This window comes from Hymenobacter sp., from assembly GCF_036387835.1.
GTDB lineage: Bacteria > Bacteroidota > Bacteroidia > Cytophagales > Hymenobacteraceae > Hymenobacter.
The window spans coordinates 43460-54525 of record NZ_DASVSY010000008.1; the positions used below are offsets into that span (position 1 = coordinate 43460).

At 58.1% G+C, this 11066-nt stretch carries 9 protein-coding genes; 8 read left to right on the forward strand and 1 reads right to left on the reverse strand.

Annotated elements, in window-relative coordinates; genetic code table 11:
- The first annotated feature begins 43 nt into the window (after positions 1-43).
- The 3 genes from VF639_RS01545 (at position 44) to VF639_RS01555 (ending at position 3773) form a co-directional block, all read left to right on the forward strand.
- A complete protein-coding gene (locus VF639_RS01545; RefSeq protein WP_331144113.1) occupies positions 44-1780 on the forward strand; it encodes a TonB-dependent receptor in 1737 nt (578 codons plus the stop codon).
- 81 nt (positions 1781-1861) lie between these two features.
- The gene (locus VF639_RS01550) at positions 1862-3040 is read left to right on the forward strand and encodes an HU domain-containing protein (RefSeq protein ID WP_331144114.1); all 1179 of its coding nucleotides are present in this window, start codon (positions 1862-1864) and stop codon (positions 3038-3040) included.
- 1 nt (position 3041) lies between these two features.
- Positions 3042-3773, forward strand: a complete 732-nt coding sequence (locus VF639_RS01555; RefSeq protein ID WP_331144115.1) for a MotA/TolQ/ExbB proton channel family protein — start codon at positions 3042-3044, stop codon at positions 3771-3773.
- A 196-nt stretch (positions 3774-3969) separates the two neighbouring features.
- On the opposite strand, the gene VF639_RS01560 is transcribed toward VF639_RS01555, so the two are convergent.
- Positions 3970-5892: a tetratricopeptide repeat protein gene (locus VF639_RS01560; RefSeq protein ID WP_331144116.1), complete on the reverse strand. Its 1923-nt coding sequence runs from the start codon at positions 5890-5892 to the stop codon at positions 3970-3972.
- A 351-nt stretch (positions 5893-6243) separates the two neighbouring features.
- Here VF639_RS01560 and VF639_RS01565 point away from each other — a divergent pair, with 351 nt between their 5' ends.
- The 5 genes from VF639_RS01565 (at position 6244) to VF639_RS01585 (ending at position 10860) form a co-directional block, all read left to right on the forward strand.
- Complete coding sequence (locus VF639_RS01565; protein WP_331144117.1) at positions 6244-6660, forward strand: ExbD/TolR family protein; 417 nt, start codon at positions 6244-6246, stop codon at positions 6658-6660.
- A gap of 118 nt (positions 6661-6778) precedes the next feature.
- Positions 6779-7699, forward strand: a complete 921-nt coding sequence (locus tag VF639_RS01570; protein ID WP_331144118.1) for a hypothetical protein — start codon at positions 6779-6781, stop codon at positions 7697-7699.
- A 149-nt stretch (positions 7700-7848) separates the two neighbouring features.
- On the forward strand, positions 7849-9147 hold the full coding sequence (locus VF639_RS01575) for a bifunctional folylpolyglutamate synthase/dihydrofolate synthase (RefSeq protein WP_331144119.1): 1299 nt from the start codon (positions 7849-7851) through the stop codon (positions 9145-9147).
- 75 nt (positions 9148-9222) lie between these two features.
- Positions 9223-9885, forward strand: coding sequence for a tRNA (guanosine(46)-N7)-methyltransferase TrmB (gene trmB, locus VF639_RS01580; RefSeq protein WP_331144120.1), 663 nt, complete (start codon positions 9223-9225; stop codon positions 9883-9885).
- A 135-nt stretch (positions 9886-10020) separates the two neighbouring features.
- The gene (locus VF639_RS01585; RefSeq protein ID WP_331144121.1) at positions 10021-10860 is read left to right on the forward strand and encodes a maleylpyruvate isomerase N-terminal domain-containing protein; all 840 of its coding nucleotides are present in this window, start codon (positions 10021-10023) and stop codon (positions 10858-10860) included.
- The last annotated feature ends 206 nt before the right edge of the window (positions 10861-11066 follow it).

An 11066-nucleotide genomic window follows, 5' to 3' on the forward strand; every position in this document is an offset into this window, starting at 1 on the left:
GTTGATTTAAACTACTGCCCGCACTGAATTTAAATCCCCAATTATGACGTTTACCCCGTCGAAACTGCTGGCACTGGCTGGCCTGCTGACTGCCTTGCCGGCAGTGGTGCAGGCGCAAACTACGCGCCCCACCAACCGCGGCAAGATTGAAGAAGCTGAAATCGAGATTGTGAAGGAGCGGGTGAATCAGCTGCCCGAAGCTGCTCGCAACTTTGAAAAAATCAAGGTGGAGGCTCCTGCCAAAACGGGCGCCAAAGTAAACTACACCTACCCGGATTTCCGCTTGCCTGCCGACTTGCTTAACCCCTCGGTGCGGGTGCTTACCATCCGGCAGGAAGAACCGGCCCTGCAAACCGGGAACTACGTGAAGGTCGGCGTAGGCAACTATGCCACCTTTTTGGGCCGCGCGCACCTGCACAACACCCGCAGCAACTCCGCCTCCTACGGCCTCGACCTGAACCACCTGGCTTCCGCCCGCGGACCCGTCGACAAAGACAACTCCGGCCAAAGCCGCACCAGCCTCGACCTGCACGGCGAAACCTACAGCGGCACTACGGCCCTCGGCGGCAAGGTGGAGCTTGGGCGGGAGCGGTACAATTTCTACGGCTACGACCGCAACGTGCGCGTGCTGCCCGAGGCCGACGACCTCAAGCAAACCTTCACCAGGGCCGGCGCGAAAGTATACGCCCGCAACCGCGCCACCGACGCCCAATTTCAATACGACCTTGGGCTAGGCTTTCGCCATTGGAACGACCGGTTCGAGGCCAATGAAAACAACATTTACGCCGAGCTGCGGTCAACTTACGTGCTCGGCGAAACCAGCCGCGTGACCGTAAACGGCGACTTCTCTTACATCTCGTTCGAGGATTCTCTGAAGTACAGCCGGCCTTACTTTCAAATTACGCCGGCTTTCGAAGCCAACCTGAACCGATTGGCCGTTTCGGTAGGTGCCACCATCGGCTACACCGGCGACACCATTCGGCAAGCCCAGCAGCTCAACGTCTTTCCGGCTATCCGGCTGGCATACACCGTCACCGAAGATAAATTTGTGGCCTTTGCGGGCTTGGGCGGCGCTGTTCAGCGGGTGACCATGTACGACCTCACCACCGAGAACCCCTGGCTAGCGCCCAACCAGCGCGTATCCGACACTCGCCGCGGCCCCACGCTCTACTTCGGTTTCAATGCCACCCCGGCCCGCGCCCTGGAAGTGAATGCCCGCGTTACGCTCAGCAACGACCGGACCTTGTACTTCTATGAAAATGCGGGGTATATCGAGCGTGGCATAATTAACAACGGCGTGTACCGTGGGGATTCCACCAAATTCAATCTGGTGTACGACAAGAGAGCCACGCAGCTGCTGAACGTTCACGGCGAGATTATTTACAATGCCGCCGAGAAAACTCGGGTAGGCTTTAAGGCCGATTATAACAGCTACAACGTGAAAACGCTGGCGCAGCCGTACCATCGGCCCGCCTTCCAGTCGGTGCTGTTTGCCACGCACAACCTCTACGACAAGTTGCTGCTAGGCGCGGAGTTGTATACCTATAGCTCCAGCTATGGGTCAGGCTATGACCTCGTCTCCGGCAACGTAGGATACCGCAAAGTGGCGCGCCATACCGATTCGGTGATAGACCTGAACCTGCGCGGTGATTACCGGATTATGGAAAAACTGTCCATCTTTGCTATGGGCAACAACCTGGTTGGCGGTCAATACGAACGGTTCCTGAACTATCCAGTGAAAGGAGCCAACGTATTGGTCGGCGCAACCTATGACTTTTAATCTTCAGTTGTGAGTTGCCAGTGTCGTTCAACTGGTAACTCACAACTCACAACTGGCAGCTCACAACTAACCCACTACGCCTTGCCGCTATCCGCTCATATCCGCACCCTGCTCCGGGACCATGATTGCGTCATTATCCCTGATTTTGGCGGCCTGATTGCCGATTACGCGCCCGCCCGGATTCATCCTGTGCGACATACGCTGGCGCCGCCGGCTAAGCGCGTCGCTTTCAACCAGTCGCTGACCCGCAACGATGGGTTGCTGGTGGATGCGCTGAGTGTGAAGCTGAACTTAAGCACGGCCCAGGCGCGCCAAATGGTGCGCGAGGCAGTAGCGCGAATGCAGCAGGAGCTGGAAACCAGCCAACGTACCGAGCTGCCGGGCATCGGCGTATTTCGCCGGTCGGTGGGGCGGGGACTGGAGTTTGAATATAGCGGCACCGATAACTTGCTGAATGCCAGCTTCGGCTTGCCGGAATTAGTAGCTCGCCCAGTGCGCGCCACCGACGCTATCCTCTCGCGAGAGCGGCAGCCCATTATTCCGCAGCTCTCGGGCGGCCGCCGCTCGGTGCGGGCCACCCGTTTGCTACAGGGAGCTTTAGCCATGGTGCTGGTGGGGCTGGTTTTCTCGGCTAACTATATGTTTGCCGATCAGCAAGGCTACCTGCCTGATGCCTTGCGGGTCGAAGAGCCCAAGCCGGAAAAACAGATCCGTACTGCGCAGCCAGTTGCGCAAGCGGCTCCATCGGTCAGCCAGCAGCAGGCAGCTTTGGCCACCACCGACAACTTCTCGGCGGCGCGCCCCGCCGAGAAACCTGCAACTAAACCTGCTGTATCAGTGAAGGCCAAGCCAGCGGCAGCGCCTAAAACCGTGGCGCCCGCGGTTGCCGTAAATGGCTGGCAGAACGCAAAGCCCAAACCTAAGCCCGCAAAAGCTGCGGCCAAGCCTGCCATAAAGGCTCCTGGTTGGGAAAAAGCTGCTGCCACCAATGCAACTGCCAACACGACTGCCACGACCATCAAAAGCCGCACGGGCCGTTACTACGTGATTGCCGGCTCTTATACCACCATGGTTAACGCCGAGAAAGGCCGCCAAGCCCTGGTACGCCTAGGCCACCCGGCCCGCGTTATTACGCCGCCCGCCGGCAGCCGCCAGTACAAGCTTTCCGTTGCCGATTTTCCCGACCGCACGTCTGCGGATCGCCAAGCCTCTATTCTGCGCAAGCGGATGGGTAATACTCTTTGGGTTCTTAATTACTAGCATGACGTTTTTGCTTTCTCTGCTGCTTCAGATGCAAGTCGGCAGTGCTCCCGCAGCCGGTGCTGCCGCTGCTGATTCTTCCGCTACTGCGGCCAATGCCGCCGCCAACGCCGCCGCCGCCGACCTTTCTCTGGTTGATTTGATTGTGAAGGGCGGGGGCATCATGATTCCGCTCTTTTTGCTGTCGTTTGTTTCGCTCTACATCATCATCGAGCGCTACATCACCATCCGCAAAGCCGCGGCCGTGCCGGAGTCGTTTATGCCTGGCATCCGCAACCTGATGGTGAAAGGGGACCTGCAGGGCGCTAAAATGCTGTGCGCTCAAACGGCCACCCCGCTGGCCCGCATGATCGAAAAGGGTATTCGCCGCATTGGCTTGCCCCTCAAAGACATCGAAGCCAGCGTGGAGAACGTGGGAAAGGTGGAAATTGCCCGTCTCGAAAAGAACATCAGCATCCTCGGCATTATTGCCGGCATCGCGCCGATGTTGGGTTTTGTAGGTACCATCATCGGGGTAATCAAGATCTTCTACGCCATCAGCGCCACCGGCGACTTTGGCATTGCCCAGATTTCGGGCGGTTTGTACACCAAGATGGTGACGTCGGCCACGGGACTGATCGTGGGTATCATTGCCCACATCGGCTACCACTGGCTCAGCATCATGGTGGAGCGCCTTGTGTTTCGCATGGAAAACTCGGCTATCGAATTCATGGACATCCTGCAAGACAACTAGTTTGTAGCGCTTAGCTTTCGTGCCGTCAAACAGCGGTTTACCAGAAGGTGGCCCTTCGTTTGCTGCTCCACCATACGTAGTTCAGCAAGCTATTGAACCGACATGAAAAAGGCGCTAACAGAGTTAGCGCCTTTTTCATGTCGGTTCAATCTACCATCTAGTTCTAGATTAAAGCGAACAGCCAAAGCCTGAAATCTTATAGCTTCGCCTGGGCTTGTGAGCTTTTATGGCTTCTAAGCCAAACCGCCGATTCTTTCATCTGCCGTAGATTAGGGTCGGCGTTTTTCCAGGCTGTGCGGAGTTGTTGGTAAGAGCGCCTGGCTTCCGCTACGTTGCCGGCTCGGACATGCGTTTCCGCTATGCCCGCTAGCGCGAAGCCGCTACTGGGGCGGGCCTGCAAGATGCTCTCGTAGGCTAGCCGGGCCTTGTCATATTGCTTGGCCCGTAGATGGGCTAAGGCAATGCTTTCGGCCACCGGGCGAGCATAAGGTGGGGGTTCGTTGTAGCCTAGGTCTTGCTCGAGAGTTTGTGCCTGCTGCAAGAGAGCCAATGCTTTGGTATGGTAGCCGGTAGCCGAGAGCAAGTTGCCACGCAGCTCCAATGAGCTTAAGTTAAAGTAGTTATCCATTCGGCCACTCAATCCGGTTATTTTTTCCTGCTTAGTGGCTCGCCACAGCAGTGCATCCAGGGCGTCAGCGCACCGCTGTGCCTGTTCGTATTGCTTTCTATCAATGGCTGCCATGCCGCGGGCGTAGTGCAGCAGCACATTTTTCAGGGTTTTGCTGCTGGCACGGGCCGTTAGCAGCGAATCGGTGTCGCTGATGCGCTCGTAAATGGCGGCTGCCCGTTCCCAATAGCCAAACCGAATTTCCAGGTCGGCCGCGTTCATAAGCTGCCGAGTGAGCAGCGAACTGCGGTAGGCTTTCAACCGGTCTTTTTGCTGATCTACGGGCGGCGGCACATCCTGCAAGCGGCGAAGCCAACGAGCGGCTTCCTGATAGCGGCCTTCTTCGGCGCAGTTGGCAATCAGGTAATTCAGATTATGCTGATAATTCCAGTTGTCGATCTGCTGGATGTGCTGCTTGGCCATATAGGCGGAGTCAACGCGCATAGAAGCAATAAACGCGTTCCGAGCTTTGGCATACTGGCCCATTCGGTAGTAGATGTGGCCGGGCATGTGCACCATATGGCCCGAGTTAGGCGTGAGCGACGCCAGCCGGTCGGCGCTGGCCAAGGCTTGCTCGGGGCAGCAATTTTCCATCTGGTGAATCCAGTAGTGATGCACGGCTGGATGGTTGGGGTAGCGCACCAGCAGCTTTTCCAGCAAGAGCTGCCCGTACATGGTGTCGCCGGTGGGCGCGCCAGTGGGCGAGTAGCCATTGCGCAAATCCAGCCCGTGCAGCCACAGCACCAGCTGGGCTTCCACGTCGTTGGGGTAGCGGTGCACCAGCTCTTCCATGGCATGCTTGAAGGCCGCTTGTCCTTTCTCTTCCCCTACCGAATCCTCAGCAATAATAGCTCGGATGTAGAGCTTTTCCGGGGCGCTGGCTTTAGCGCTTAGCTTTTTAGCCTGCGTTAGCGCCTTTTGCCGCTCTTTGCGCCGGTCGGGGTTGTAGTCGAGCGCAAGCACCAGCCCCCAATAAGGCATAGCAGCGGTGCTGTCGAGACGGGAGGCGTACTTGAAGGCGCGGTAAGCTTCAAAATCCCAGAAATCGTGGAGCAGCGACAAGCCCTGGTCAAAATAGCGCTGCGCGGAGTCGGAGGTAGTGGTAATGGGCAGGTGACTGCTGCCGATGCCCGGCAGCTGCTGCGGCCGCGGCAACTGGTCGACATAGGAGGTAACCGGGGCGTGGCAGTCGTGGTAAGGCTGGGCTTTTTTCGTGGTATCCGTCTCGTTGAGTGGAATGCTCCCGCACATGGTGATGTGGAGGGGCACGGGCTGGTAGCGGTAGCGGTGCACGGCGGTTTCGTGCCCGAAGCTAGCCTGCACCAGCAGCCCAACCAATGCTGCTCCAAGCATGCCCGCCAAGCCCAGCCGCCATGCTAAACGCAGCGGCCGACCAGTTAAGTGTTGATACCCGTTGTGTTTCAACTTGGTAGGAGATAGTGGTTGTTTCATAGTACTGAACGGCGAACGGAGTTAGTCGGAAAATTGCCGAGCTTACTAGTAAGTCTTTGATTACTAAAAGCCTGTAAATGGAAGGTACAACTTGAGGCATAAGCATCAATCACATATTCATGTGAGTGAACCACCAGCCCTGCCCGGATTGAAACAGGGGCAGGGCGTTGCATAAGCCAGAAAGCATGACTTGTCCTTGTTCTTTTTCTACCTTTACCAAACCACTAGTTAAGCGTCAGGCGTTACTCCGTTGTAGGTTTGGTTGCCGGCTTATCGTTCTGCTTTATAGGTTGATACTGAACCTGAGTTAAGCGCGTACCTTCTTTTAGCGCATTTTTTGTTGCCATTCGCATGAATCTTAGCCGCCGCCGTAAGCTTTCCTCGCACGTTGAGACCAGCTCGATGAACGACATCATGTTCTTCCTGATGCTGTTCTTCCTGATTGTGTCGACGATGGTGAACCCCAACGTCATCAAACTGCTGCTGCCCAATGCCAAAAGCAGCAAGCAGGTGATGAAGCAGCCCGTTACCGTATCGGTTGATGCGGCAGGGGCGGTTTTTGTGAACAAGAAGCCTACGAACGCGCAAGCTTTGGAAGGCGAATTGAAGAGCTTGATTGCCAATCAGCAGCTTGATCTACCAACGGTGGTGCTGCGGGTGGATGCTTCGCAGAATGTGCAGAAGCTGGTAGATATTCTGGAAATCGGTAATCGCCTCAAGATTAAGATGGTGATGGCCACCCAGGCGCAGCAAGCTGCTGGCAAGTAACTTTTCGTTTCTCGTTTTTTGTTGTTTGTTTTTCGTTTGTTGAGTGAGAGGAAGAAAGCTCTCCGCGGCAACGGAAAAACAAGGCGAAAAACGAAAAACAAGCAACGCAAAACCCATTATGGAATACCGCGAAGAACACCGAAAAGAAGCCATAATCGGGACGGTGCTGTTGCACGCGCTGCTGGCAGCCGTGTTCTTCTTCACCGTGTTCAAGGGCCCCGACCCGCCGCTCGATGCCCTTGGGGGCGACGGCGTAGAACTGAACTACGGCATCGACGAGGCGGGCTCCGGCGACGTGCAGAGCATGGCCATAGCCAACAATTCGCGCAACCGCGAAGACAGCCGCCCACCTGCTTCCAACCCCGACCCTAAACCCACGCCGCCGCAGCCGACTACCCCGGCTTCACCGCCCGCGCCTCAGCAGGCCGCGCAGGAGCGCATTATAACCAGTGATGCCGAGGAGAGCCCCGTCACGGCGCCGCCCGTAACAAAGCCAGCCCCGGTTAAAGTGGAAAGAACCGAGCCCACTCCGGCCAAAGAAGAAGTGCGCGAAGCCCCCAAGCCCGTGGAGCGTCCCCGCACCCTCTACACCCCCAAAGGCAGCGCCAACGGCGGTGGCAACGGCATGAACGGCACCAGCAATGCGCCCACCGGCAACAACAACGGCGACCGGCCCGGCTCCGTGGGCGACCAGGGCGACCCCAACGGCTCCCTCGATGCCAAGGCGCTGTACGGCCAGCCTGGTAGAGGCGGCAGCGGCAGCAGCCCCGGCTCGGGCGGCCTCGAAATGAGCGGTTGGACCCTGGTAACCCGCGAACGGCCGCCCATGGTGAGCAACGAAAGCGGCTATGTGCGCTTCAAGATTCAAATCGACGAAAACGGCGACATTGTATCGGTCGATAAAGTGGGCGGCAACGTACCGCCGAATCAGGTGCAGGTTTGTCGGGATTTTCTGTTGAAATCCGCTTCCTTTCGTCGCACGCAAGCTGGCAACAGCGGCGCTATGGGCTTTATCACCTACCGCTTCAAAGTAGATTAGCCTCTGAGGCTAGCTTGCAGGCCGCCGACCGGAGACATCCGGCTGGCGGCTTTGTCTTTATATGGTGCGTGGCCCCGCTGAAGGAATGGGCCACCTGCTATGTAGCTCCTGAAACTTAGAAACCAGCAACCAGTGACCAGTAACTTGCCATGACTTACGCTGAAACGCTTGAGTATCTCTACGGCCAGCTGCCCATCTTTCAGCGGGTGGGCGCGGCGGGGTATAAGCCGGGATTAGAAACTACCGAGAAGCTAGCCGAGGCTACGGGGCATCCCGACCGAAAATTTGCCAGCGTGCACGTGGCGGGCACCAACGGCAAAGGCAGCAGTTCCAACCTGCTGGCAGCCGTGTTGCAGGCGGCCGGCTATAAGGTTGGGCTGTATACCTCGCCGCATCTGCGCGAGTTTACGGAGCGCATCAAGGTGAACGGGCAGGACCTGACGCCCGAGTACCTGGTGGCGTGGGTGGCGCAGTGGAAGCCCCTGTTCGGGCAGCTGCAGCCGTCGTTTTTCGAGATGTGCGTGGCGCTGGCCTTCTCGTATTTTGCCGAAGAGCAGGTAGACGTGGCGGTGGTGGAAGTGGGTCTGGGCGGGCGGCTGGATTCCACGAACATCATCACCCCGCTGGTTTCGCTCGTCACCAACATCAGCCTCGACCACCAAAACCTGCTCGGTGATACGCTGCCGCTGATTGCCGCCGAAAAAGCAGGCATCATCAAGCCGGGCATCCCGGCCATCATCAGCCAAACCCAACCCGACGTGCAAGCGGTGTTCGAGCATAAAGCTGCCACCGAGCACGCGCCGCTGCTTTTCGCCGATCAGCATTACCGCGTGACCTTAGAAGCGCAGCCCGCGCCCGACCAGGAGTTTCAGGTGCTAACCGTGACGCACGATGGGCAACCATTGCTAGAGCACCTGGAGCTAGAGCTAGTGGGAGAATATCAGCAGTTAAACCTGCCGGGGGTGCTGGCCGTGCTCGATGAGCTACGCCGCCAGGGCTTCGTAGTGCCGGAAGCAGCTGTGCGGGAAGGCCTGCGAAACGTGCGCCAGCTCACCGGCTTCCGAGGCCGCTGGACCATCCTCGACCGCCGCCCGCTGGTGGTCTGTGATACCGGCCACAACGAAGCCGGCCTGCGCCTGGTGACCAGCCAACTGGCGCGACTACCGCGGCGGCAGCTGCATTTTGTGCTCGGAGTGGTCAACGATAAAGACGTGTCGAAGATGCTGAAACTGCTGCCAACCGATGCCACCTATTATTTCTGCCAGGCAGCTATTCCGCGGGCCTTGCCGGCAGCTGAGCTAGCTGAACTGGCAACGGCGGCTGGCCTGCGCGGCGAGGCCTACGGCCCGGTTGCCGCCGCCGTAGCCGCCGCCCGCACCGCCGCCCACCCCGACGATGTGGTATTCATCGGCGGCAGTACCTTTGTGGTAGCGGAGCTACAATTCTGAATTAGGAATGCTGAATTCAGAATTTGCAGTCGTTAATCGAATTCATAAGTCAGCATTCCTAATTCAGAATTTCAATTGAGTCGAATTAAGTTGAAGCGTTTCGCGGAAAACGCGGAGCGGGCCGATATTGTGGAGCCCGGCAAATCTACCTACGAGCAGCTGCGGGGCTGCTGGCACGCAGATTTCTTTGAAAACCAGCAGGGTATCACGCTGGAAGTGGGCTGCGGCAAAGGTGAGTACACGGTGGGACTGGCGTCTCGCTATCCTGAGCGTAATTTTCTAGGGCTCGATATCAAAGGCGACCGAATCTGGCGGGGCAGCACCCGCGCCGAAGCGTTGGGGCTGACCAACGTCGGCTTTATTCGTACCCGCGCCCTGGACCTGCCGAAGCACTTCGCGCCCGGCGAGCTAAGCGAAATCTGGATAACCTTCCCCGATCCGCGCCCCCGCGACCGGGACATCAAGCGCCGCCTGACCGCGCCGCGCTACCTCGACTTGTATCAGCAGCTGTTGAAACCCGGTGGGCTGGTTCACCTCAAAACTGACAACGAAGGCTTGTTCGATTACTCGCTGGAAACCTTGCAGCAGCGACCTGGTGTCACGCTGCTGGCTTTCACCAAAGACCTGTACGCCACGCCCGAACTGCTGCCCCACGCCGAGGACATTGAAACCAACTTCGAGAGTAAATACCGCGCACAGGGCGTACCCATCAAGTATCTGCAGTTTCAGCTGAGCTGATATCAGGGCATGTTGGAAGAGCAGAAGAACTGACCGGCTCACTTATATTGTACACGGCCCTTGCTCTGCGTCTCACCGCGTGGTCTGCGGCGGGCAATAGTCTAGCGCAGTAAAAAGTCACTTTCAAATTCTGCTATGAAGCCCTTACCCATCTTGCATACCGCGCCTTTGTTTTCGGTGCTTGATCAGCATTTGATTTCGTTGCTGCGCTCCTTGAGCCCGGCCGATTGGGAGAAGGCCACGGTGGCGCCGAAATGGCGGGTGCGAGACGTAGCGCTGCACTTGCTGGACGGTTCCCTGCGGACCTTGGCCATGCTTCGGGATGGGCACTTCGGCGGTCCGGGGCCAGCGAGTCCGGCCCATGCCGACGTGGTGCGCTACCTCAACCAGCTGAACGAGGAGTGGGTGGCGGTGGGGCAGCGGCTAAGCCCGCCGCTTATTACGTGGCTGCTGGAGCTGAGCGGGCCGGCATACAACGCCTTTATGGCGTCGTTGCCGCCGCTGGAGCCCGCCGTTTTTGCGGTGGGGTGGGCCGGCGAAGAACAGTCGTTGAACTGGTTTCACGTGGCCCGCGACTACACCGAGAAGTGGCATCATCAGCAGCAGATCCGGCAAACGGTAGGGCAGGAGGCCGCGCTGCTGACACCGGAGCTGTACCAGCCGTTTCTGGCCACCTGCGTGCGGGCGCTGCCCCACCACTACCGGACGGTAGCCGCCGCGCCGGGCACAGTGCTGCAATTCACCGTAACCGGCCCGGGCGGCGACACGTGGTATCTGGCGCAGCAGGCCGAAAAGTGGGTGCTCGGTACGCACTATACCGGGCCAGTAGCCGCCGCTATTAGGCTGGATGGCGCCGTCGCCTGGCGGCTTTTCACCAAAAGCCTGCCGCGCCCCATAGCCGAAAACCACCTGGCTATAACTGGTGAGCAGAATTTAACAGAGCCAATTTTCGGCTTAACAACCGTCATGGCCTGACAAAGCGGTTTTTAGTTACTCCTGCTGGTTCGTCGTTCTGAAGTCGTGCGCGAGTATCTCATGAAACAGCAAGGCCGGCTCTTGTGCAAAGAGCCGGCCTTATTTTTAGGCTGGATACTGGTGCAAGCAATGGAGTTGTTTAGAAATCTTCAGCGCCTATTAGAACGTCATGCTTGATCTGGCGTCCGCCAGCCGAAGCAACTCGC

What these genes read in the sequence shown, in the direction of transcription:
- VF639_RS01555 (WP_331144115.1), top strand. Translation starts at nt 3,042, where the DNA reads ATGACGTTTTTGCTTTCTCTGCTGCTTCAGATGCAAGTCGGCAGTGCT.
- VF639_RS01575 (WP_331144119.1), top strand. Translation starts at nt 7,849, where the DNA reads ATGACTTACGCTGAAACGCTTGAGTATCTCTACGGCCAGCTGCCCATC.
- VF639_RS01565 (WP_331144117.1), top strand. Translation starts at nt 6,244, where the DNA reads ATGAATCTTAGCCGCCGCCGTAAGCTTTCCTCGCACGTTGAGACCAGC.
- VF639_RS01560 (WP_331144116.1), bottom strand. Translation starts at nt 5,892, where the DNA reads ATGAAACAACCACTATCTCCTACCAAGTTGAAACACAACGGGTATCAA.
- VF639_RS01585 (WP_331144121.1), top strand. Translation starts at nt 10,021, where the DNA reads ATGAAGCCCTTACCCATCTTGCATACCGCGCCTTTGTTTTCGGTGCTT.
- VF639_RS01545 (WP_331144113.1), top strand. Translation starts at nt 44, where the DNA reads ATGACGTTTACCCCGTCGAAACTGCTGGCACTGGCTGGCCTGCTGACT.
- VF639_RS01570 (WP_331144118.1), top strand. Translation starts at nt 6,779, where the DNA reads ATGGAATACCGCGAAGAACACCGAAAAGAAGCCATAATCGGGACGGTG.